This window comes from Paraburkholderia sp. BL18I3N2 (genome assembly GCF_003001875.1).
Taxonomy (GTDB): Bacteria; Pseudomonadota; Gammaproteobacteria; order Burkholderiales; family Burkholderiaceae; genus Paraburkholderia; species Paraburkholderia phytofirmans.
In genome coordinates, this window is the sequence record NZ_PVNC01000004.1 from 462726 (window position 1) to 484496 (window position 21771).

The window sequence follows — 21771 nt, forward strand, 5'->3', positions numbered from 1 at the left end:
CCCATAAGAGGAGTTGACAAGCAGGGACTACGCGGTCGCCCGGGCCTTTTGCACGCCCATTTCCGGAGAGCGCATCACGGTCCAGTAGATCACCTTGAGTTCGCCTTCATACGTCTCGACGAGGGCCGACAGGCTTTCGACCCAGTCGCCGTCGTTGCAATACAGGACGCCGTCGATATCGCGTATCTCGGCTTTATGGATGTGCCCGCAGACCACGCCGTCGCAGCCGCGGCGGCGCGCTTCGTCGGTCATCACGCGTTCGAACGAGGAAATGAAATTGACCGCGTTCTTCACCTGGTGCTTCAGGTACTGCGACAGCGACCAATATGGAAAACCGAGCCGGCTGCGGATCCGGTTGAACCAGCGGTTCAGGATCAGGATCATCGTGTAGAGCGTGTCGCCGAGATAGGCGAGCCACTTGGCGTGCTGAATCACGCCGTCGAACAGATCGCCGTGCACGATCCACAGACGCTTGCCGGCGAGCGTGGTGTGAAACGCCTCGCCGCGCACGTGGATGTCGCCGAACGCGAGGTCGCAGAACTGGCGCGCGGCTTCGTCGTGATTGCCGGGCACATAGATCACTTGCGTGCCTTTGCGCGCCTTGCGCAGTACCTTCTGCACGACGTCGTTGTGGGCCTGCGGCCAGTACCAGCCTTTCTTCAACTGCCAGCCGTCGATGATGTCGCCCACCAGGTACAGATACTCCGACTCGTTGTGACGCAGGAAGTCGAGCAGATAGGGCGCCTGGCAGCCACTCGAGCCGAGATGGATGTCGGACAGCCAGATGGTGCGGTAGCGATGCGGCTCGGCGTGATCGTCGTCGTGATGACTGGCGTTGGCGTCGAGCGGCAGTGGCGCCACGGGCAACGGCAAGCCGTGACTGTGGTTGGGTTCCGGGCGGAACGCGACTGGGTCGACGCTCGGGCCGGTCTGGCGGAACAGGGAAGTCGCGGACGTTTTGGGGTCCATGGCTCACGCGTCGAGTTGCGGTGCCCGTATTGGGCCAAGTGTGCGTGACTGTGCCGTGACAGTCATGAGAAGTTCTTATTACTACGGGGGGGCGGGAGAGGATCTGGTCGGCGTGAAGGGCGGAGCTCGGAACGCAGATTGCCCGCGACAGGCTTGACTCGCGCGGATTGGTGACGGACCGACGGTAGGGCGAAGTAATTGAGAGGTCACCTAAGCCGCGGATCGCGTGAGGCACGTTGTGTGGTAGCGGCCCTACAGCGGCGCGAAATAATTTGGCGGCTAGTGCGGCAGCGCGTCTGGCGAGGCCCGCGGGAAACGATGGCTACTCGGCAGGAGGGCGAAATAAACGACCGGCTGAGGCGCGACAGCTCAGCGCGAAACGCTGACGACTCGAGTGCCCGCAAGGCGGTCGTGCAGGAATTGGCGCTGCGGATCGAAGCGACCGGTAGCCGCCCACAACACGAACCAGATGCCGGCGATCATGAGCGTTTGCGGCAGTTTGAGCCCGAGTAGCGGATGTAGCGCCAGCGGCGGCAAAAACCACAGCCACGCAAGCACGTAGCGGGCGATCGCGCGGCCGGTGGAGAGCGGCGCGCCGTTGGCGGCGACCACGCGCAGGCGCCAGGTTTTCATCGGCAAGGTCTGGCCGCTGTGGGTCCAGAACCAGACGAAGTACACGCCGACCACGAGGCCGATCCATGTCGCCAGCAGGTTGTGATGGGTCAAGCCGTTGCGTTGCTGCGTCAGCGTGCTGAACAGATACCCCGCGACGAACACCACGCCGAACAGGATCAGCGCTTCGTAGAGCAGCGCAGCGAGGCGCCGCCGGACGGTGGGTGCGTTGCCGTTGTTGCTGTCGGCAGCGATGGCATGGGACGCGAGCGGTTGGGACACGGCGGCGGCGCCGGGCTCAGGAGCCGTTGAAGATCGACGGCGCTTCGCCCGGCGAAACCGGCAGCGGCGTAGCGGGCACGAAGCTGCCGGCGGCGGGAATCGACGGCGCGACGACTGGGCTCGGCAATGAAGCCGCGGCTGCGGCGCTGGCCGCTGCCGTGCCGCTTGCGCCGTGCTCACGCGCATTGACGAGACGATCGAGCCCCTTGATCTCGCTGCGGCCCGAAGGCGGCGCGCTGACCACACTGGGCCGGCGCTTGCGTTCGCTGGCGGCGAGCCGTTCCTTCTGCTCTTCGGGCAACTGCTGATACGCCTTCCACGCGTTCTGGCGGGCTTCGCGCGGCAATTCCTTCGACACCTGATAGTTTTCACGCGCGACGCGCCGCTGATCGGGCGTCATACGGGTCCACTCAGTCATCCGGTCATGCAAGCGTTTTTGCGCATCTGCCGACATCTTCGGATAACGCGACGCGATCTTGACCCATTTTCGCTTGCGTTCCTCGCTGAAGGAATCCCATTGCGCTTCGAACGGCGCGAGCGCGATATGCTCGGCTGAGGTCAGTCGCGACCACGCCATCGGACTGTTGCTGCCGGGCAGGCTGGGCAATTCGACGGCGAGCGTCGGCGCGGGCGCCTTGGCGGTCACGTTGGCGCCCGGGGCACGCGCGCTGACGGGCGACGGACTCGGATAAAAGCGCGGATAAGTCGCGGCAAACGACACCAGGGCCGCGATCGTGCATCCGAAAACAACGGCCAGGCCGCGCTTGTAACTCACCCGAAGAATCTCCCGCTCAGTGGGCGCGTGAAAGGTACGCGTTGAAACCGTGGTCGAGATAGGCATTGAGCGGCAGGTCGTCGCTTAGCATGGCGGCATCGATATCGGCAAGTTCAGCGGTGCGTTGCTGGTCTTCCCAGTAGGCAATACCCACGAGGCTGATGACCAGCGCGGCCAGCGGCCACGCAAGCGCGAAACGGCGCAGCGGCGAACGGCGGCGCTGAGGCAGTTCGACCGGCGGCATGCCGGTTGCCATGCCCGCGCCGGCGAAGGCCGGCACGAACACCGGCGCGCTCACGGTTTCGGGCTTCTTGCGGGCAAGCGCGGCACGGCGCGCCGCGGCGAGTCGATCGACGGCGGCGGACGGAATGCTGGCGGCGTTTTCGTCGAGCGCGCGGCGCACCTGGCGGGCGAACTCGAGTTCTTTGGTTTCTAGGGAGCTCATAGCGTGATTCCTTTGGCCTTGAGCGCTTGCGCCAGCGTGTGGGTAGCCCGCGAGCAGTGCGTTTTCACACTGCCTTCGGAGCAGCCCATGGCGGCGGCAGTCTCGGCGACATCCATATCTTCCCAATAACGCATGAGAAACGCCTCCCGTTGACGTGCCGGTAACTTTTGGATCTCGTCGTCGATTAACTGCAGGACCTGTTCGCGTTCGAGCTTCTGTTCGTTGCTCTCTGAGCCCGCCGAGCCCTGCTGGGCCTCGAAGGTCTCGAGCGGGTCGAAATCTTCGTCGTCGGCGTTGCCGAGCGAGGAGAACAGACTGACCCAAGTATTGCGTACTTTGGCACGACGGAAATAGTCGTGCATCGCATTCTGCAGAATACGCTGAAACAGCAGCGGAAGTTCGGCCGCCGGACGGTCACCGTATTTTTCGGCGAGCTTGATCATCGCGTCCTGCACGATATCCAGCGAGGCGTCGTCGTCCCGCACGGCGTAGACCGTCTGCTTGAATGCGCGCCTTTCGACGCCCGCCAGAAAATCGGCGAGTTCCTTGTCTGATGCCATCCGTTGGGGGTCGGCGCAGCGAGCGTGCGCGTAATCGGTCGAAAAATGTCGTAAAACTCGCGGATGCTAACAAACTTTTGCGCCGCTGGGGCGAAACGTGATGCACCTTGCATCTTTATAACAAGCTTTCGGTCGCTTTCGGCTAGTTGGCCAGATTTGGCTGATGGCGCCACGGCAATATTTGCTTGACCGCGCGGGCGTCTGCAGATATCGTCGCTGGTTCGCAACATAAGTGACTTGTCTCAATTGAGGTGTGGCCCAAGAAGCTCACCTGTCAACTGGACGCGCCGCTTGAACCCGAGCCACAAGCCCGGCAGAGAGCACCCGATCAAATTTTTGCCGAAATTTCGAAAGGTGAATTAATGAATATGCCCAGCGCGGAATTCTCCACGTCGGATACGACACCCCATCCCGAAGCTGACTCTATCGGCGCCACCGTGCTCATGAAGGCACTGGCCGACGAAGACGTCGAGTTTGTGTGGGGCTATCCCGGCGGCTCGGTACTCTACATTTACGACGAGCTGTACAAGCAGGACAAGTTCCAGCATATCCTCGTGCGCCACGAGCAGGCCGCGGTCCACGCCGCCGACGCTTATTCGCGTTCCACCGGCAAGGTCGGTGTGTGCCTCGTGACCTCCGGCCCCGGCGTCACCAATGCGGTGACCGGCATCGCCACCGCGTACATGGATTCGATTCCCATGGTGGTGATCAGCGGCCAGGTGCCGACTGCCGCGATCGGCCAGGATGCGTTCCAGGAATGCGACACGGTCGGCATCACGCGTCCTTGCGTGAAGCACAACTTCCTCGTGAAGGACGTGCGCGACCTCGCCGCTACCGTCAAGAAAGCGTTCTTCATTGCCCGTACCGGCCGTCCCGGCCCGGTGCTGATCGACATTCCGAAAGACGTGTCGAAAGCGCCTTGCCAGTACGAACCGCTCAAGACCGTTTCGCTGCGCTCGTACAATCCGGTCACGAAGGGCCACTCCGGCCAGATCCGCAAAGCGGTCTCGCTGTTGCTGTCGGCCAAGCGCCCGTACATCTACACCGGCGGCGGCATCATTCTCGCGGATGCATCGCGTGAGCTGAACCAGTTCGCCGATCTGCTCGGCTATCCCGTCACCAACACGTTGATGGGCCTGGGCGGCTACCGCGCGAGCGACAAGAAATTCCTCGGCATGCTCGGCATGCACGGCACGTACGAAGCCAACATGGCGATGCAGCACTGCGACGTGCTGATCGCGATCGGAGCGCGTTTCGACGACCGTGTGATCGGCGACCCGGCGCACTTCTCGTCGCGTCCGCGCAAGATCATCCATATCGACATCGATCCTTCCTCCATTTCCAAGCGCGTCAAGGTCGACATTCCGATCGTCGGCGACGTGAAGGAAGTGCTGAAGGAACTGATCGAGCAACTGCAAACGGCCGAGCATGGCCCGGACACCGCGGCGCTCGCCGACTGGTGGAAGGACATCGAAGCCTGGCGCGCGAAAGACTGCCTCAAGTTCGACCGCAAGAGCGACATCATCAAGCCGCAGTACGTGGTGGAAAAGGCGTGGGAACTGACCGACGGCAATGCCTTCGTGTGTTCCGACGTCGGCCAGCATCAGATGTGGGCGGCGCAGTTCTATCGCTTCAACAAGCCGCGCCGCTGGATCAATTCCGGCGGTCTCGGCACGATGGGCTTCGGCCTGCCGGCGGCGATGGGCGTGAAGATGGCGCACCCGGACGACGACGTGCTCTGTATCACGGGCGAAGGCTCGATCCAGATGTGCATCCAGGAGCTCTCCACCTGTAAGCAGTACGAGACTCCGGTGAAGATCATTTCGCTGAACAACCGCTATCTGGGCATGGTGCGCCAGTGGCAGCAGATCGAATACAGCAAGCGCTATTCGCATTCGTACATGGATGCGTTGCCGGATTTCGTGAAGCTCGCCGAAGCGTACGGCCACGTCGGCATGCGTATTGAGCGTACGGCAGATGTGGAGCCGGCGCTGAAGGAAGCGCTGCGCCTGAAAGATCGCACGGTGTTTCTCGATTTCCAGACCGATCCGACCGAAAACGTCTGGCCGATGGTCCAGGCCGGCAAGGGCATCACCGAGATGCTCATGGGTTCGGAAGATCTATAACGACGGCATCGGTGCCGGCTTCGTCATGCGCGCCTTCATGAAAGGCGAGGGCGGACCAAGCGGCGCGAAGCCGTTCGTGGACATCGACAAAACATCTGGAAGAAGCGAATCATGAGACACATCATTTCCGTCCTGCTGGAAAACGAACCGGGCGCGTTATCACGCGTGGTTGGTCTCTTCTCGGCACGCGGCTACAACATTGAAACCTTGACGGTGGCTCCGACCGAAGACCGTTCGCTGTCGCGCATGACCATCGTCTCCATTGGCTCGGACGACGTGATCGAACAGATCACGAAGCATCTGAACCGCCTGATCGAGGTGGTGAAAGTGGTCGACCTTACCGAGGGCGCCCACATCGAGCGCGAGCTGATGTTGATCAAGGTGAGGGCGGTCGGCAAGGAACGTGAGGAGATGAAACGGATGTCGGATATTTTCCGCGGCCGCATCATCGACGTCACCGAAAAGACCTACACGATCGAACTGACGGGCGCGAGCGACAAGCTCGATGCCTTTATCGAAGGGCTCGACGCTACGGCGATTCTCGAAACGGTCCGCACGGGCGGCTCGGGTATCGGTCGCGGCGAGCGCATTCTGAAGGTGTAACGCGCGAGCGCTCAACCGTCTCGATCCAGGCCGGGCCGTGCCTGCACCAACCCGGCCAAGCAACACACTATTTGCAGTATTTGAATTTCATTGAATCATCGAATTTAGCCAAGGAACCGACATGAAAGTTTTCTACGACAAGGACGCTGACCTCTCCCTCATCAAGGGCAAGCAAGTCACGATCATCGGCTATGGCTCGCAAGGCCATGCGCACGCGCTGAACCTGAAGGAAAGCGGCGTGAACATCACGGTCGGTCTGCGCAAGGGCGGCGCATCGTGGAGCAAGGCTGAGAACGCCGGCCTGCAAGTCAAGGAAGTGGCGGAAGCCGTCAAGGGCGCAGACGTGGTCATGATGCTGCTGCCGGACGAGCAGATCGCCGAAGTCTATGCGAAAGAAGTGCACGCCAACGCCAAGCAAGGCGCTGCGCTGGCCTTCGCGCACGGCTTCAACGTTCACTACGGTCAAGTGATTCCGCGCGCCGACCTCGACGTGATCATGATCGCGCCGAAGGCGCCGGGCCACACGGTTCGCGGCACCTACTCGCAAGGTGGCGGCGTGCCGCACCTGATCGCCGTCGCGCAAGACAAGTCGGGCGCAGCACGTGACATCGCTTTGTCGTACGCAGCAGCGAACGGCGGCGGCCGTGCCGGTATCATCGAAACCAACTTCCGCGAAGAAACGGAAACCGACCTGTTCGGCGAACAAGCCGTGCTGTGCGGCGGTACGGTCGACCTGATCAAGGCCGGCTTCGAAACGCTGGTGGAAGCAGGCTACGCGCCGGAAATGGCGTACTTCGAATGCCTGCACGAACTGAAGCTGATCGTCGACCTGATCTATGAAGGCGGCATCGCGAACATGAACTACTCGATCTCGAACAACGCCGAATACGGCGAGTACGTGACGGGTCCGCGTATCGTGACGGCTGAAACGAAGAAGGCGATGAAGGCCGTGCTGACCGACATTCAGACGGGCGAGTACGCGAAGAGCTTCATCATCGAAAACAAGGCTGGCGCACCCACGCTGCAATCGCGCCGCCGTCTGACGGCTGAACACCAGATCGAAACGGTCGGTGCAAAGCTGCGTTCGATGATGCCGTGGATCGCCGCGAACAAGCTGGTCGACCAGTCGAAGAACTAAGCTGCTTGTAGCTGATGTCCGGTGCGGCGTCATGCCGTAACAGCCGGACAGATCAAAAAGCCGCCCAAGGGTGCTGAACCCTGGGCGGCTTTTGCTATCCTACGGTTTTACAAAAACACAGAAGCCATTCATGAATTACCCTCATCCGATCATCGCGCGAGAAGGCTGGCCGTTCATTGCCATCGCGGCCGTCGTTGCACTGCTGGTTCACTTCATCGCGGGGTTCGGCTTTTCATGGCTGTTCTGGCTCCTCCTGATCTTCGTCGTGCAATTTTTCCGCGATCCCGCGCGCCCGATCCCCACGCAGGCGAATGCCGTGCTGTGCCCGGCCGACGGCCGCATCGTCGCTGTCGAAACCGCGCATGATCCGTACGCCAATCGTGAAGCGCTGAAAATCAGCGTGTTCATGAACGTGTTCAACGTCCACTCGCAACGTTCGCCGGTGGATGGCGCGATCTCCAAGGTCGAATATTTTCCGGGTGCGTACCTGAATGCCGCCGTGGACAAGGCTTCGACCGAAAACGAGCGCAATGCGGTGGTGATCGAAATGGCCGGCGGCCAGACGGTGACTTCGGTGCAGATCGCCGGTTTGATCGCGCGGCGCATTCTTTGCTACGTACGGGCAGGTGAGCCGCTTACCCGTGGTCAACGTTACGGATTTATCCGCTTCGGTTCGCGCGTCGACGTGTATCTGCCAGTGGGCAGCCGTCCGCGTGTGTCGATCGGCGAGAAGGTTTCGGCGTCGTCCACGATCCTCGCTGAACTATAAAGCGGCACCAAGGAGGTTTTCCGAATGGCCGCATTCAAACCGCGTCGACCCCGTAATAGCGGACCGCTTCCGCGTCCGTTCCGCCGCAACAAGCCGATGGTGACGGAGGCGGCGGTAGACAGCCGGCGTGCGCAGCGTCAGCAGTTCCTGAGAAAGCGCGGCATTTATCTGCTGCCGAACGCCTTCACCACGGCCGCCTTGTTCTGCGGCTTCTTTGCCGTGGTGCAGGCCATGAATGTGCGTTTCGAGGTCGCGGCCATCGCGATCTTCGTAGCCATGGTGCTCGACGGCATGGACGGCCGCGTCGCCCGCATGACGCATACGCAAAGTGCGTTCGGCGAGCAGTTCGACAGCCTGTCGGACATGGTGTCGTTCGGCGTGGCGCCGGCGCTGGTCATGTACGAGTGGATTCTGAAGGACCTCGGCCGTTGGGGCTGGCTCGCGGCGTTCGTCTACTGTTCGGGCGCGGCATTGCGTCTCGCGCGGTTCAACACGAACATCGGCGTGGTCGACAAGCGTTTCTTCCAGGGCATGCCAAGCCCGGCCGCGGCGGCGCTTATCGCTGGTTTCGTGTGGCTCGCTACGGACAACCGCGTGCCGCTCAAGCTGGTGTGGTTGCCGTGGGTCGCTTTCGTGCTGACGATTTACGCCGGCGTGACGATGGTGTCGAACGCGCCGTTCTACAGCGGCAAAGCGCTCGACGTGCGGCATCGCGTGCCGTTCGGCGTGATTCTGCTGGTGGTGGTCGCGTTCGTGCTGGTGTCCTCCGACCCGCCGTTGATGCTGTTCGGCCTGTTCGTGCTGTACGGCCTGTCCGGCTACGTTTTCTGGGGTTATCAGGCGGTGCGGGGCAGGGCGAATCCGGCTAGATCGGTGTCGGTAGACAGGTAGCGGTTCGTTTGTCTGCGCTGCCAGGCACGACATAAAAAACGGCGGCCTTCGGGCCGCCGTTTTTTCATTCGGCGAGCCCGTCCGGCGGCACCCTGCGGCCCGTCGCAGGCAGGTCCGGCGCTAATTGCACGGCGGCGGGAATGTCGCTATAGTCGTTGGATCAATGCGTTCACGTTCCTTGCCAAGCCGCGCAACAAGTCTCGACAGGCGGCGAGCCGCGGAGCGTGCCAATGCTGGAGCGTCTGCCGCGCGGATCGTCGCGCCGACCGTCACGCTTTTGGCCACGCTGATCGTTTTTACCCTCGGTTCACCTCGTCCGTGATCGAGCGTCGCCAGCGGTGGCGCAGACAGCCAGATTCCAATATCCCATCCCCACAATTGAACGACTCCGCAGGAGACCCGACATGTCCGACAAACTGATCATATTCGACACCACGTTGCGAGACGGCGAACAATCGCCCGGCGCGTCGATGACGAAGGAAGAAAAAATCCGTATCGCCAAGCAACTCGAACGGATGAAAGTGGACGTGATCGAAGCGGGCTTCGCGGCAAGCTCGAACGGCGACTTCGATTCGATTCACACGATCGCGGGCCTGATCAAGGACAGCACCGTCTGCTCGCTCGCCCGCGCGAACGACAAGGACATTCAGCGCGCGGCCGACGCGCTCAAACCCGCCGATCACTTCCGCATCCACACGTTCATTGCAACCTCGCCGTTGCACATGGAAAAGAAGCTGCGCATGACGCCGGACCAGGTGTTCGAGCAAGCCAGGCTGGCCGTGCGTTTCGCCCGAAAATTCACCGACGACGTCGAGTTCTCGCCGGAAGACGGCAGCCGCTCGGATATGGATTTCCTGTGCCGCGTGCTGGAAGCGGTGATCGCCGAAGGCGCGACCACCATCAATATCGCGGATACGGTTGGCTATGGCGTGCCGGAGTTGTACGGCCAGCTCGTGAAAACGCTGCGCGAGCGCATTCCGAACTCGGATAAAGCGGTGTTCTCGGTGCATTGCCATAACGACCTCGGCATGGCGGTGGCGAATTCACTGGCCGGTGTGCAGATCGGCGGCGCGCGTCAAGTCGAGTGCACGATCAACGGGCTCGGCGAGCGCGCGGGCAACACGTCGCTCGAAGAAATCGTGATGGCCGTGAAGACCCGCAAGGATTACTTCGGGCTCGATATCGGTCTCGATACCACGCAGATCGTGCCGGCTTCCAAGCTGGTGTCGCAGATCACCGGTTTCGTCGTGCAGCCGAACAAGGCGGTGGTCGGCGCGAACGCTTTTGCGCACGCGTCGGGCATTCACCAGGACGGCGTGCTGAAGGCGCGCGACACCTATGAAATCATGCGCGCCGAAGACGTGGGCTGGAGCGCGAACAAGATCGTGCTCGGCAAGCTGTCGGGCCGTAACGCGTTCAAGCAGCGTCTGCAGGAACTGGGTATCGCGCTGGATAGCGAAGCGGAATTGAACACGGCGTTCGCGCGCTTCAAGGAACTGGCCGACCGCAAGTCGGAAATCTTCGACGAAGACATTATCGCGATCGTCACGGAAGAGTCGGCCGAGGCGCAGGAGAGGGAGCACTACAAGTTCCTGTCGCTGTCGCAACACTCGGAAACCGGCGAGCAGCCGCACGCGAAAATCGTGTTTTCGGTGGAAGGCAAGGAAGTGACCGGCGAAGCGCGTGGCAACGGTCCCGTCGACGCCACGCTGAACGCGATCGAAACGGAAGTGGGCAGCGGCTCGGAACTGCTGCTGTATTCGGTGAACGCGATCACCACCGGTACGCAGGCGCAAGGCGAAGTGACCGTGCGTCTGTCGAAAAGCGGACGTATCGTCAACGGCGTGGGCACCGATCCGGATATCGTCGCCGCTTCGGCCAAGGCGTATATCTCGGCGCTCAACAAGCTGTATTCGAACGCGGACAAGCTGAATCCGCAACGTTCGGAGTAAGTGGCGCAGTCGCAGCGCGCTGACGGCGCGGCTGCGTGGCCACCGTTCACCGTTGTCGTATGAGTTAAGAAAGCCCCGTGCCTTGATTGGCGCGGGGCTTTGTTCATTGTGAGCGGCGTTATTCCGTTGCCGTGCGTCGCATCGTCCAGCCACGTGACGCGCGCGCTTGCGCCTGGACCTGGTGCCGCACTTCGACGGCGATATCGCGCCGCGGCGCATCGGCCACGAACGTGTCGAGCAGTTCGCGCACGTCGTGGTCGACGAAATCGGCGCGCGTTGCATCGACGATCAAGGTGGCGCCGTCGGGAATCTGCTGCAGGTAGTGCTTGAGCGGCACCTTGCCGAGAAACGACACGTCCTTGCGAAACGACAGCAGATAGTGATCGCCGTGTTGCGCGAGCACGATCGGGCTGCGCAGATTCGCATACAGCGCGAGCAGCACGCTGCACAGAATGCCGAGCACGATACCGATCAGCAGGTCGGTCGCGAGCACGCCGACGAGGGTGACGATAAACGGCGCGAACGGCGCAAAACCCTGTTTCGCGACGGCGACGAACAGCGACGGCTTGGCGAGCTTCAGTCCCGTGAAAATCAGAATCGCCGCGAGACAGGCCAGCGGAATCAGGTTGATCACGCTAGTGAGCGCAAACACGCTGACGAGCAGCAGCACGCCGTGAATGATCGCCGAGAGCCGGCTTTGCGCGCCCGCGTGCACGTTGGCCGAACTGCGCACGATCACCGACGTGATCGGCAATCCGCCGATTGCGCCGGCAATCAGATTGCCCACGCCTTGCGCCTTCAGTTCGCGATCCGGCGGCGCGGCGCGTCGTTCGGGATCGATCTGCTCGACGGCTTCGAGGCTCAGCAACGTTTCCAGGCTCGCGACGATGGCCAGCGTGATCGCGACGCGCCAGACATCGGGATTGACGAGCTGTGCGAAGTGCGGCCCGAAGTCGGCCCACTCCAGTGCGAGTTGCAACGCGGCGAACGATTCCAGCGGCGGCAGGGCGACCCGATGTTCGGCGAGCGGCGCAAGCGATGGCGCCAGCACGCTGAGCAGCAACGTCGCGCCGATTCCTAGCAGAACGACCGCGAGCGGCGCCGGTACGCGGCGCACCAGTGCGAAGCGTCGAAATGCGCGGGTTTCCCAGCCGATCAGAATTGCTAGCGATAGCAAGGTGATCACGCAGGCCGCCAGCGAGATCGAACCGAATGGCGTGGCGACCGCGCCGGCCGCCTGCGCGACACTTTGCGTGCCCGACACCGAATTCACGCCGGATAACCCGAGCGCGAGCGGAAACTGTTTGACGATGAGCAGCACGCCGATGGCCGCGAGCATGCCCTTGATCACCGGCGACGGCACATAGGCGGCAAAACGACCGGCCTTGAGCATGCCGAAGCCGAACTGGATCGCGCCGGACAGCAGCACGGCCAGCAGGAATGCGGAGAAGCTGCCGAGCTGCGCGATCCCGTCGACGACGATCACGACGAGGCCCGCCGCCGGCCCGCTCACGCTCAAGCGTGAGCCGCTCAGCACGGCCACCACCAGGCCGCCGACGATGCCCGAGACGAGCCCGGCAAATGGTTCGACGCCCGATGCGTTGGCGATGCCTAAACAGAGCGGCAGGGCCACCAGAAAAACGACCGTGCCCGCAAGCAGGTCGCGCTGAAACGTGGAGAAGAAAGCTCGAAGGTTCATGGTGTCGGTGCCGTGAGGAGTGGGGCCTGGAATGCGGCGAAAGCTGAACCGGATCGGATTCGCATGAGGTGTCGCCGAAGTGTCGCCGCAGTGTCGTGCTAGGCGGCGCTGTGGGCGGCGGTCGCGCAGGTCATCGCGTCGTCGGCGTCGTAGCCGGACGTGAGGACCTTGATGCGCCCGTCTTCGAGCGCGAAGATCCAGCCGTGCACGAGCGGCGCCGCTTCGGCGTCCCGCACGATGGGGTGCGCGCGTAACCCGCGCACCTGTTCAAGCACGTTCAGTTCGGCGAGACGGTTGACGCGCTCACGCTCGCCCTCGTGACCCTGCAGTTCTTCCCGATGCGCTTTGGCGAGCGTGCAAAGCGGTGCGATCCGCCGATTCACGTGCGGCAGGCTCGGCTCGGGCGGCAGCAGCGCGGCGCGCACGCCGCCGCACCCGTAGTGGCCGCAGACAATCACATGACCGACCTTCAGCACCTTCACCGCATATTCGAGGACGCTCGCCGAATTGTCGTCGTCGGGCTGAAAAAGGTTGGCAATATTGCGGTGGACGAACAGGTCGCCTGGCTCGCAGTGGGTGATGGTCTCGGCCGGCACGCGGCTGTCCGAGCAGCCGATCCACAGTACGTGGGGATTTTGACCTCGCACCAGATCGCGAAAAAACTCGGGATTGCGCACGGCGGTTTCATGCGCCCAGGCGACGTTGGCGACCAGCAGGCGTTTGGGACGGTTCATCGATAGTGGCTCCGTAAGTGTGGCGAATTCATTCGGCGTCGAATTCACGGCTACGCGCGTGCGGCCTCATGGGAGGCCAGCACCGAATCAATCCTTACGAATGCCTTTCTATCAAAAAATAAATCCGCTGTGCGCGAAATAAAATTCGCCGTCATGCGCAATAAATAAAAAAAAGCCGCTTGGGAAGGCGGCTTTGTAGACATATGCGAAACGGCTTGAATGGCGCTCAGAACAGGCTGCGGCGATCCGGATCGTGCAACGGGTCGGGCGTTTTTTGCGTAAGACGCACGATGCCCTGCTCGTCGAAATAAAAGCTGTACATCATGTACCAGACATTGTCTTCCAGATAGCGATAGGTCCAGACTTCGCGCTTCATCAACGGGAAGTACGACGTTTCGACCGGACGGCCGAAGTTCACCAGCACGTCGCTCTTGGTCCATTTGCCGATTTCCGCACGATAGAACTCGTTGGGCTGCAGCACCTGGCGCACGTTGACGATTTTGCCGGCCGAGTCGATGTCGGCCGCGGTGGTGGTTTCGCCCATCGGCTGGGTCGGCCACATCAGCCGCTTGCCGCCGTTCGGCAAGTCGTAGCTTTCACGCGGCGGACCGAGGCGCGCAACAATGGTCGATTCGTCCGCGCCTTGCTGGTATTGCTGCCACGGCTGCGCGCAGCCGGCGAGCGCCAGCGCGCCCAGGCAGACGAGCGCCGCGCGGCGCAGGCGCCCTGCGGCAGGCGCTCCGATCGAGGCCGCCGTGGTGTGATGGCGGTTGAACATGTATTCCTCCGATGGCGTTTGAGTAGCGGTTTTTATCATCGAGACGCATTATTTTGACACGCGCTGTGGCAAAAGATTTGCGCTTCGTGAAGAGCCGGCCGGGCACTACGATAACGCCCGCGCCGGCTTGCTTATTCCGTCATGAACGACCTATGATCCGCGCTTTCATCTAACAGGTGGGGCGATGACGATGGCGAAGTGGCAACGGAGCGCGGCAGTGGCGCTGGCGGCGATGTCGATGGCGGCGGTGGCCGCGGTAGCGTATGCAGCGAGCGAGCCTGGTGCGACCGCGACTAATCGCGTGGTCGACCCCGCAGCTAGCCCGGCAACTAGCCTGGCGCCTAACCTCGTAGCTAAAGCGGCGGCGAAGTCCGCGAGCAAGCCCACCGGCGCGCCGATCCAGTTGGCGCTGATCGAAGGGATGTCCGGCCCGTTCGCCAACGCGGGCGCCGCCGTGGAGCGCAACTTGCGCTTCGGCATCGAGCAGGTGAATGCGCATGGCGGTGTGAAACTGGCCGACGGCGCGCATCCGTTCGAGCTGGTCGTGCTCGACAGCAAGGGCGGCACCGAGGAAGCGCTCACGCAACTGCGCGCGGCCGCCGACCGCCATATCGGCTACATCATGCAGGGCAACAGTTCGGCGGTCGCCGCCGCGCTGATCGGCGCGATCGACAAGCAGAACAGCCGCGAACCGGGCAACCGCGAACTGTTTCTCAACTATTCCGCCGACGACCCCGCGCTGACCAACGCCAACTGCAGCTTCTGGCATTTCCGCTTCGACGCGCACGCGGGCATGCGCATGGATGCGCTGGCCGACGTGATCCAGCGCGACAAGGCGGTGAAGAAGGTCTATCTGCTGAACCAGGATTACAGCTTCGGCCACGACGTCAGCAGCCTCGCGCGTTCGACGCTGGCGACGAAGCGTCCGGACATCGCCGTGGTCGGCGACGAATTTCATCCGATCGGGCGCGTGAAGGACTTCGCGCCGTACATCGCGAAGATCCGCGCGAGCGGGGCGGACGCCGTGATCACGGGCAACTGGGGCAACGACCTGACGCTGCTCGTCAAGGCCGCGCGCGAACAGGGGTTGGACACGAAGTTCTACACGTTCTACGGCAACAGCCTCGGCGCGCCCGCCGCGTTGGGCGACGCCGGCGTCGGCCACGTGATCGCCGTGGCCGACTGGCACCCGAACGCCGGCGGCGCGCAATCCGACGCCTGGTACGCCGCCTTCCGGACCCGTTTCCCGGCCGCGCAGGACGATTACCCGGTGCTGCGCATGCCGCTGATGATCGAGACCTTGGCCGCGGCGATGACCCGCGCCGGCAGCGCCGACCCGACGGCGGTAGCGAAAGCCCTCGAAGGAATCCGTTTCGACAACGGCTTCCACGCCTCGCGGATGCGCGCCGACGACCATCAACTGATTCAGCCCCTTTACGTGATGGAGATGGACAAGGCCGGTACGCCGGGTGTGCATTTCGATAACGAAGGCTCCGGCTACGGTTTTCGCACGGTACTGGCGCTGCCGCCCGAGCGCACGGCCCTGCCGACGGTCTGCAAGATGAAGCGGCCCTGACGCGGGCGGCGCGCGTCATCGCCCGGTGCAGCGGGCTTCGCGGCCAGAATCGGCTGTGCTACAATACGCGTCCCGTTGTGAGGCGGACCTGTATCAGAGGTGCGTCGGCAATATTTAAAGCACACGGGTAACCCACGGCACGGCCTTTCTTCCGTGACCGCCTGTCTAGTTCTTAAGGAAATCGACATGTCCGCAGTTGAAACAAGCAAGAAGTCCGAAGTCGTTGCGCAATTCGCACGCGCAGCTAACGACACCGGCTCCCCCGAAGTTCAGGTCGCGCTGCTCACGACCCGCATCAACGAACTGACCGTTCACTTCAAGGCACACACGAAAGATCACCACAGCCGCCGCGGTCTGCTGCGCATGGTGAGCCGCCGTCGTAAGCTGCTCGACTACCTGAAGGGTAAGGACGCGGATCGTTACCGCGCACTGATCGAGAAGCTGGGTCTGCGTAAGTAATCGGCCAGTCGTTCAGCAAGATGCCTGTGTCAGTTCCACTGATACAGGCATTTTGTTTTTGCACGGTGCGCTTCATGTGATGCGCGCCGGCTGTTCCCCGCAGTGGCGTGGCCGGTTCATGCGGCGGGAGCAGGTAGTAGGAATCAAGCAGCAGTAATCAAGCAGTAGAGCAAGCAGTAAAGAAGAGATTCATGGCCGGGCTTCAGGGGCGGAGCTTTGTGTCATTCCAGCGGTTCGCGCGCGTACTTATCGTAAGGCGTGGTTCTCTGGAATGGCATAACACTACTCTTCCCATGCGGCGCCGGTCCTGGCGTTGCCGCGCCGCTTCTGGTCCGCGCGGCATAACGATGAGGAAAAGCAATGACTATGTTCAATAAGATCGTCAAAGAATTTCAGTGGGGACAACATAAGGTTCGCCTCGAAACCGGCGAAGTCGCTCGCCAGGCGAGCGGTGCCGTGATCGTCGACGTCGAAGATACCGTGGTGCTGGCCACCGTGGTCGGCGCCAAGACGGCCAAGCCGGGTCAGGACTTCTTCCCGCTGACCGTCGACTACCTCGAAAAGACCTACGCCGCCGGCAAGATTCCGGGTGGCTTCTTCCGCCGTGAAGGCCGTCCGTCGGAAGGCGAAACGCTGATCTCGCGCCTGATCGATCGTCCGCTGCGTCCGCTGTTCCCGGAAGGCTTCTACAACGAAGTCCAGGTCGTGATCCACGTCCTGTCCCTGAACCCCGAAATTCCCGCTGACATCCCCGCGCTGATCGGCGCGTCGGCGGCGCTCGCCGTGTCGGGTCTGCCGTTCAACGGCCCGGTCGGCGCAGCACGCGTGGCCTACATCAACAACGAATACGTGTTGAACCCGACGCGTCCGCAAATGAAGGAATCGGCGCTCGACCTGATCGTCGCCGGTACGGAACGCGCGGTGCTGATGGTGGAATCGGAAGCGCAGCAGCTGAGCGAAGAAGTCATGCTCGGCGGCGTGGTGTTCGGTCATGAGCAAATGCAGATCGCGATCGACGCGATCCACGATCTGGTTCGTGAAGGCGGCAAGCCGGAATGGGACTGGAAGCCGGCCGCGAAGAACGAGCCGCTGATCGCACGCGTGGCGGAACTGGCGCAAGCCGACCTGCTCGCGGCATACCAGCTGCGCGACAAGCAAGCCCGTTCGGCCAAGCTGAAGGAAGTCTACGCAGCGACGTCGGCCAAGCTGGAAGAAGACGCTGCAGCAAGCGGCACGGTGGCGGCCGACAAGGCAACCGTCGGCAACGTGCTGTTCGATATCGAGGCGAAGATCGTCCGTACGCAGATCCTGAACGGCGAGCCGCGTATCGACGGCCGCGACACGCGCACCGTGCGCCCGATCGAAATCCGTACCGGCGTGCTGCCGCGTACTCACGGTTCGGCACTGTTCACGCGCGGCGAAACGCAAGCGCTGGTGGTGGCGACGTTGGGCACGAAGGGCGACGAACAGAACATCGACGCGCTCGAAGGCGAGTACCGCGAACGCTTCATGCTCCACTACAACATGCCTCCGTTCGCGACCGGCGAAACGGGCCGCGTCGGTTCGCCGAAGCGCCGTGAAATCGGTCACGGCCGTCTGGCCAAGCGCGCGCTGGCTGCGTGCCTGCCGAGCGCCGACGAATTCGGCTATTCGATTCGCGTCGTGTCGGAAATCACGGAATCGAACGGTTCGTCGTCCATGGCTTCGGTGTGCGGCGGCTGCCTCGCGCTGATGGACGCCGGCGTGCCGATGAAGGCGCACGTCGCCGGCATCGCCATGGGCCTGATCCTGGAAGGCAACAAGTTCGCCGTGCTGACCGACATCCTCGGCGACGAAGATCACCTCGGCGACATGGACTTCAAGGTGGCGGGCACGGAACAAGGCGTGACCGCGCTGCAGATGGACATCAAGATTCAGGGCATCACCAAGGAAATCATGCAGGTCGCCCTCGCTCAAGCGAAGGAAGGCCGTTTGCATATCCTGGGCAAGATGACCTCGGCGGTCTCGGGCGCGAACACGGTGCTGTCGGACTACGCACCGCGCATGATCACCATCAAGATCAATCCGGAAAAGATCCGCGACGTGATCGGCAAGGGTGGTTCGGTGATCCGCGCGCTGACCGAAGAAACCGGCACGACGATCGATATTTCGGACGACGGCGTCGTCACCATCGCCAGCACGAGCAGCGAAGGCATGGCCGAAGCGAAGAAGCGTATCGAAAACATCACGCTGGAAGTCGAAGTGGGGCAGGTGTACGAAGGCACCGTGCTCAAGCTGCTCGATTTCGGCGCGATCGTGAACATCCTGCCGGGCAAGGATGGTCTGCTGCACATCTCCGAAATCGCCAACGAGCGTATCAAGGACATCAACGACTACCTGAAGGATGGCCAGCAAGTGAAGGTCAAGGTCATCCAGACGGACGAAAAGGGCCGCGTGCGTTTGTCGGCCAAGGCGTTGCTGAACGAAGGCGCGAATGGCGCAAGCGGCGCGCCGCAAGGCGAGCCGACGCCGCAGTAATGCGGTAGCAGGACAACGGCCGGCAGCGCGAATGCGCGCCGGCCGTTTTTTATGAAGGGTTCAGGGTGGATTGCGTTGCAGGTAATTAGAAACGGGTACTCTACTTGTTCATCCCGGCATGCAACGCAATCCAATCTTGGAGTTGACGCAGATGAAAGCGATCGAAATCACCGAATTCGGAGCGCCGGACGTCCTGAAACTGGCTGAGCGGCCCACGCCGCAGCCTAAAGCAGGCGAGGTGCTGATCAAGGTGGCCGCATCCGGCATCAATCGTCCGGACGTGTTCCAGCGCAAAGGCGGCTATGCGCCGCCGCCGGGCGCGTCGGATCTGCCAGGGCTTGAAGTGGCGGGCGAAATCGTCGAAGGGTCGATCGACGAGAAGAACAACCCGTTCGGTCTGAAGGTAGGCGATCGCGTGTGCGCGTTGCTGGCCGGCGGCGGCTACGCGGAATACGCGGTCGCGCCGTTGCTGCAATGTCTGCCGGTGCCGGCCGGTTTGTCTGACGTCGAAGCTGCTTCGCTGCCCGAAACGTTCTTCACGGTCTGGAGCAATGTGTTCGACCGTGCGCAACTCGGCAAGGGCGAAGGCGGCCCGAACGAAACGCTGCTAGTGCAGGGTGGCTCGAGCGGCATTGGCGTAACGGCGATCCAGATTGCGCATGCGCTCGGTTTTCGCGTGTTCGCGACTGCCGGCTCGGACGAGAAGTGCCGCGCGTGTGAAGCGTTGGGCGCCGAACGCGCGATCAACTACAAGACTGAAGATTTCGTCGAAGTGATCAAGTCGCTGACCAACGATCGCGGTGTCGACGTGGTCCTCGACATGGTGGCCGGCAGTTATGTGTCGCGCGAGCTGACGGCGTTGGCGGACGGTGGGCGCATCGTGCTGATCGCGTTGCTTGGCGGCGCGAAAGCGGAGCTGAATCTGAACGAAGTATTGCGCCGCCGTTTGACGGTGACCGGTTCGACGCTGCGTCCGCGGCCGATCGAATTCAAGGCGAAGATTGCCGCGCAGTTGAAAGAGCACGTGTGGCCACATCTCGAAGCTGGCCGCATCAAGCCAGTGGTGCATCGCGTATTTCCGGCGGCGCAGGCTGCCGACGCGCATGCGCTGATGGAGAGCAGCACGCATGTCGGCAAGATCGTACTGTCTTGGGGTCAGGACGCTTGACACGGTCGGTTTGACCCGATCCACCCCACGCAGTAAAATTGCGCGTTTTGCGCACGCCGCATGAAACCGAAAGGCGGACTGTAAGCGCAAACGAAGTCCGCCGCCAAGACAAGACGAGACGATGTCGAAACAACGAGCCAAGCTGGTAGTCGGTAACTGGAAGATGCACGGGCGCCTCGCCGAAAATGCCACGCTGCTGCAAGCGGTGGCGCAAGGCGCGGGCGAATTGCCGGCCGACGTGCGCGTCGGCGTCTGCGTGCCGAGTCCGTATCTCGCGCAGTCTCAATCGTTGCTGGAAGGCAGCCGGGTGGTATGGGGCGTGCAGGACGTGTCTGCGTTCACGCATGGCGCCTATACCGGTGAAGTGGCCGCGCCGATGGTGGTGGATTTCGGCGCCACGCTCGCGATCGTCGGGCACTCGGAACGCCGTGCCTATCATCGCGAAAGCGCTGAACTGGTTGCGGTGAAAACGCAGCGCGCGCTGGAAGCAGGCTTGACGCCGATCGTCTGTGTCGGCGAAACGCTTGAAGAGCGCGAAGCTGGTTCGACCGAGCAGGTGGTCGGCACGCAACTGGACGAAGTGCTGGCGAAATTGTCGGTGCAAGAGGCGGCGCGGCTTGTCGTCGCGTACGAGCCGGTCTGGGCGATCGGTACCGGCAAGAGCGCGAGCTCGGAGCAGGCGCAGGCGGTCCATGCGTTTCTGCGTGCGCGTCTGGCGGCAAAGGGCGCGGCGGTGGCGGATGTCCCGCTGTTGTACGGCGGTAGTGTGAAACCGGAGAACGCGGAAGAATTGTTCCGCCAGCCGGATATCGACGGTGGCCTGATCGGCGGCGCGTCGTTGAAAGACCAGGATTTCCTGGCGATCTGCAAGGCGGCGGCCGCAACGAGCGTCGCCGGTTAAGCAGGGCGCCTTGGCGAGGATGACCCCATCCCGCGCAACACGCAGTGTGTAGCGCGGTTAAATAAAGACTCAGGTGAGTGTGATGCTGTATTTGAAAACATTGATTATCGTCGTTCAGCTGTTGTCGGCACTCGGGGTGATCGGCCTCGTCTTGCTGCAACACGGCAAAGGCGCCGATATGGGCGCGGCTTTTGGTAGCGGCGCGTCGGGCAGTCTGTTCGGCGCGACCGGTTCGGCGAACTTTTTGTCGCGTACAACGGCTGTGCTCGCAGCGGTGTTTTTTGTCACCACGCTGACGCTCACTTACCTCGGCGCGTATCGTGCGAAACCTTCCGCAGGCGTGCTGGGCGCGGCTGTCACTGCACCGGTCGCGGCTTCGGCTGCGTCCGCACCGGCAGCTGGTTCGGCTGTTTTGCCTGCCTCGGCTGCGTCCGTCCCGGCAACCGACGTGCCGAAATAAATTTTCGTTCAAACGTGCTTTTGTGCGTTGAACAATCTGTTTAGACCAGTTACAATCTAAGTCTTGAAGCGATTCGCGGGTTTTATAAGTTGTTTTCCCGGATTGCATGCAGTGCCGACGTGGTGAAATTGGTAGACACGCTATCTTGAGGGGGTAGTGGCGAAAGCTGTGCGAGTTCGAGTCTCGCCGTCGGCACCAAAATGTTATCTAAATGCCAGCCGCTTGCTTCGCTTCGGCTGGCATTTTCACTTCTGGCGTGCGGCTTGCGTTGGGCTTGCGGCATGTGCGTTTCGGAAGTGATTTCGCGTCAGGAGTGCTATGCTCCTGACGGCACTCAGAACCAACCGATTGAGGATA

Annotated in this window: 20 protein-coding genes and 1 tRNA gene; 13 read left to right on the top strand and 8 right to left on the bottom strand. The window is 62.2% G+C overall.

Annotated features, from left to right (window positions below; translation table 11 throughout):
- Positions 1 to 27 precede the first annotated feature (27 nt).
- From B0G75_RS15235 to B0G75_RS15255, 5 genes are all read right to left on the bottom strand, one after another.
- Positions 28 to 969, bottom strand: a complete 942-nt coding sequence (locus B0G75_RS15235; protein WP_106306730.1) for a UDP-2,3-diacylglucosamine diphosphatase — start codon at positions 967 to 969, stop codon at positions 28 to 30.
- A gap of 369 nt (positions 970 to 1338) precedes the next feature.
- Positions 1339 to 1863, bottom strand: a complete 525-nt coding sequence (locus B0G75_RS15240) for an RDD family protein (protein WP_106306733.1) — start codon at positions 1861 to 1863, stop codon at positions 1339 to 1341.
- Positions 1864 to 1879: 16 nt separating this feature from the next.
- On the bottom strand, positions 1880 to 2638 hold the full coding sequence (locus B0G75_RS15245) for a DUF3106 domain-containing protein (RefSeq protein ID WP_106306736.1): 759 nt from the start codon (positions 2636 to 2638) through the stop codon (positions 1880 to 1882).
- Between the two features lie 16 nt (positions 2639 to 2654).
- Positions 2655 to 3083 carry a DUF3619 family protein gene (locus B0G75_RS15250; protein ID WP_106306739.1) on the bottom strand — a complete coding sequence of 143 codons (429 nt, stop codon included), beginning with the start codon at positions 3081 to 3083 and terminating at the stop codon, positions 2655 to 2657.
- Positions 3080 to 3643 carry an RNA polymerase sigma factor gene (locus B0G75_RS15255; RefSeq protein WP_012432361.1) on the bottom strand — a complete coding sequence of 188 codons (564 nt, stop codon included), beginning with the start codon at positions 3641 to 3643 and terminating at the stop codon, positions 3080 to 3082. The genes B0G75_RS15250 and B0G75_RS15255 overlap by 4 nt, the downstream gene beginning before the upstream one ends.
- A 362-nt stretch (positions 3644 to 4005) precedes the next feature.
- Here B0G75_RS15255 and B0G75_RS15260 point away from each other — a divergent pair, with 362 nt between their 5' ends.
- The 6 genes from B0G75_RS15260 to B0G75_RS15285 all read left to right on the top strand — a co-directional run bounded on the left by B0G75_RS15260 (position 4006) and on the right by B0G75_RS15285 (position 11122).
- Positions 4006 to 5769, top strand: coding sequence for an acetolactate synthase 3 catalytic subunit (locus B0G75_RS15260; RefSeq protein WP_012432362.1), 1764 nt, complete (start codon positions 4006 to 4008; stop codon positions 5767 to 5769).
- A 111-nt stretch (positions 5770 to 5880) separates the two neighbouring features.
- The gene (ilvN, locus tag B0G75_RS15265; protein ID WP_012432363.1) at positions 5881 to 6372 is read left to right on the top strand and encodes an acetolactate synthase small subunit; all 492 of its coding nucleotides are present in this window, start codon (positions 5881 to 5883) and stop codon (positions 6370 to 6372) included.
- A 121-nt stretch (positions 6373 to 6493) separates the two neighbouring features.
- Positions 6494 to 7510, top strand: a complete 1017-nt coding sequence (gene ilvC, locus B0G75_RS15270) for a ketol-acid reductoisomerase (RefSeq protein ID WP_074763518.1) — start codon at positions 6494 to 6496, stop codon at positions 7508 to 7510.
- A gap of 130 nt (positions 7511 to 7640) precedes the next feature.
- Positions 7641 to 8279, top strand: coding sequence for a phosphatidylserine decarboxylase (locus tag B0G75_RS15275; RefSeq protein WP_012432365.1), 639 nt, complete (start codon positions 7641 to 7643; stop codon positions 8277 to 8279).
- Positions 8280 to 8303: 24 nt separating this feature from the next.
- A complete protein-coding gene (gene pssA, locus B0G75_RS15280; RefSeq protein WP_012432366.1) occupies positions 8304 to 9170 on the top strand; it encodes a CDP-diacylglycerol--serine O-phosphatidyltransferase in 867 nt (288 codons plus the stop codon).
- Between the two features lie 404 nt (positions 9171 to 9574).
- On the top strand, positions 9575 to 11122 hold the full coding sequence (locus B0G75_RS15285; RefSeq protein ID WP_106306741.1) for a 2-isopropylmalate synthase: 1548 nt from the start codon (positions 9575 to 9577) through the stop codon (positions 11120 to 11122).
- 118 nt (positions 11123 to 11240) lie between these two features.
- Here the strand turns inward: B0G75_RS15285 and B0G75_RS15290 are convergent, their stop codons facing one another.
- The 3 genes from B0G75_RS15290 to B0G75_RS15300 all read right to left on the bottom strand — a co-directional run bounded on the left by B0G75_RS15290 (position 11241) and on the right by B0G75_RS15300 (position 14333).
- Positions 11241 to 12821: a SulP family inorganic anion transporter gene (locus B0G75_RS15290; protein WP_106306744.1), complete on the bottom strand. Its 1581-nt coding sequence runs from the start codon at positions 12819 to 12821 to the stop codon at positions 11241 to 11243.
- Positions 12822 to 12919: 98 nt separating this feature from the next.
- Positions 12920 to 13555 (bottom strand): carbonic anhydrase, encoded by a 636-nt coding sequence (locus B0G75_RS15295; protein WP_106306747.1) that lies wholly within the window; start codon positions 13553 to 13555, stop codon positions 12920 to 12922.
- A gap of 226 nt (positions 13556 to 13781) precedes the next feature.
- On the bottom strand, positions 13782 to 14333 hold the full coding sequence (locus tag B0G75_RS15300) for a hypothetical protein (protein ID WP_106306750.1): 552 nt from the start codon (positions 14331 to 14333) through the stop codon (positions 13782 to 13784).
- 184 nt (positions 14334 to 14517) lie between these two features.
- On the opposite strand from B0G75_RS15300, the gene B0G75_RS15305 reads away from it, so the two are divergent.
- The 7 genes from B0G75_RS15305 (at position 14518) to B0G75_RS15335 (ending at position 21612) form a co-directional block, all read left to right on the top strand.
- Positions 14518 to 15909 carry a branched-chain amino acid ABC transporter substrate-binding protein gene (locus tag B0G75_RS15305; RefSeq protein ID WP_106306753.1) on the top strand — a complete coding sequence of 464 codons (1392 nt, stop codon included), beginning with the start codon at positions 14518 to 14520 and terminating at the stop codon, positions 15907 to 15909.
- 186 nt (positions 15910 to 16095) lie between these two features.
- On the top strand, positions 16096 to 16368 hold the full coding sequence (gene rpsO, locus B0G75_RS15310) for a 30S ribosomal protein S15 (RefSeq protein WP_011487489.1): 273 nt from the start codon (positions 16096 to 16098) through the stop codon (positions 16366 to 16368).
- A 360-nt stretch (positions 16369 to 16728) separates the two neighbouring features.
- Entirely contained in the window at positions 16729 to 18885 is a 2157-nt protein-coding gene (pnp, locus tag B0G75_RS15315) for a polyribonucleotide nucleotidyltransferase (RefSeq protein ID WP_181309277.1), read from the top strand.
- A 151-nt stretch (positions 18886 to 19036) separates the two neighbouring features.
- Positions 19037 to 20053, top strand: coding sequence for an NAD(P)H-quinone oxidoreductase (locus B0G75_RS15320; RefSeq protein WP_106306756.1), 1017 nt, complete (start codon positions 19037 to 19039; stop codon positions 20051 to 20053).
- A gap of 121 nt (positions 20054 to 20174) precedes the next feature.
- Positions 20175 to 20954 carry a triose-phosphate isomerase gene (tpiA, locus tag B0G75_RS15325; RefSeq protein WP_106306759.1) on the top strand — a complete coding sequence of 260 codons (780 nt, stop codon included), beginning with the start codon at positions 20175 to 20177 and terminating at the stop codon, positions 20952 to 20954.
- Positions 20955 to 21036: 82 nt separating this feature from the next.
- Entirely contained in the window at positions 21037 to 21414 is a 378-nt protein-coding gene (secG, locus tag B0G75_RS15330) for a preprotein translocase subunit SecG (RefSeq protein WP_012432375.1), read from the top strand.
- Between the two features lie 113 nt (positions 21415 to 21527).
- Positions 21528 to 21612, top strand: a tRNA-Leu gene (locus B0G75_RS15335).
- Positions 21613 to 21771: the final 159 nt, after the last annotated feature.

Bases quoted from the DNA above. Each gene is read 5' to 3' on its own strand.
- B0G75_RS15235 (WP_106306730.1), bottom strand. From the start codon at position 969: ATGGACCCCAAAACGTCCGCGACTTCCCTGTTCCGCCAGACCGGCCCG.
- B0G75_RS15250 (WP_106306739.1), bottom strand. From the start codon at position 3,083: ATGAGCTCCCTAGAAACCAAAGAACTCGAGTTCGCCCGCCAGGTGCGC.
- B0G75_RS15255 (WP_012432361.1), bottom strand. From the start codon at position 3,643: ATGGCATCAGACAAGGAACTCGCCGATTTTCTGGCGGGCGTCGAAAGG.
- B0G75_RS15260 (WP_012432362.1), top strand. From the start codon at position 4,006: ATGAATATGCCCAGCGCGGAATTCTCCACGTCGGATACGACACCCCAT.
- ilvN (WP_012432363.1), top strand. From the start codon at position 5,881: ATGAGACACATCATTTCCGTCCTGCTGGAAAACGAACCGGGCGCGTTA.
- ilvC (WP_074763518.1), top strand. From the start codon at position 6,494: ATGAAAGTTTTCTACGACAAGGACGCTGACCTCTCCCTCATCAAGGGC.
- B0G75_RS15275 (WP_012432365.1), top strand. From the start codon at position 7,641: ATGAATTACCCTCATCCGATCATCGCGCGAGAAGGCTGGCCGTTCATT.
- pssA (WP_012432366.1), top strand. From the start codon at position 8,304: ATGGCCGCATTCAAACCGCGTCGACCCCGTAATAGCGGACCGCTTCCG.
- B0G75_RS15285 (WP_106306741.1), top strand. From the start codon at position 9,575: ATGTCCGACAAACTGATCATATTCGACACCACGTTGCGAGACGGCGAA.
- B0G75_RS15290 (WP_106306744.1), bottom strand. From the start codon at position 12,821: ATGAACCTTCGAGCTTTCTTCTCCACGTTTCAGCGCGACCTGCTTGCG.
- B0G75_RS15295 (WP_106306747.1), bottom strand. From the start codon at position 13,555: ATGAACCGTCCCAAACGCCTGCTGGTCGCCAACGTCGCCTGGGCGCAT.
- B0G75_RS15300 (WP_106306750.1), bottom strand. From the start codon at position 14,333: ATGTTCAACCGCCATCACACCACGGCGGCCTCGATCGGAGCGCCTGCC.
- B0G75_RS15305 (WP_106306753.1), top strand. From the start codon at position 14,518: ATGACGATGGCGAAGTGGCAACGGAGCGCGGCAGTGGCGCTGGCGGCG.
- rpsO (WP_011487489.1), top strand. From the start codon at position 16,096: ATGTCCGCAGTTGAAACAAGCAAGAAGTCCGAAGTCGTTGCGCAATTC.
- pnp (WP_181309277.1), top strand. From the start codon at position 16,729: ATGACTATGTTCAATAAGATCGTCAAAGAATTTCAGTGGGGACAACAT.
- B0G75_RS15320 (WP_106306756.1), top strand. From the start codon at position 19,037: ATGAAAGCGATCGAAATCACCGAATTCGGAGCGCCGGACGTCCTGAAA.
- tpiA (WP_106306759.1), top strand. From the start codon at position 20,175: ATGTCGAAACAACGAGCCAAGCTGGTAGTCGGTAACTGGAAGATGCAC.
- secG (WP_012432375.1), top strand. From the start codon at position 21,037: ATGCTGTATTTGAAAACATTGATTATCGTCGTTCAGCTGTTGTCGGCA.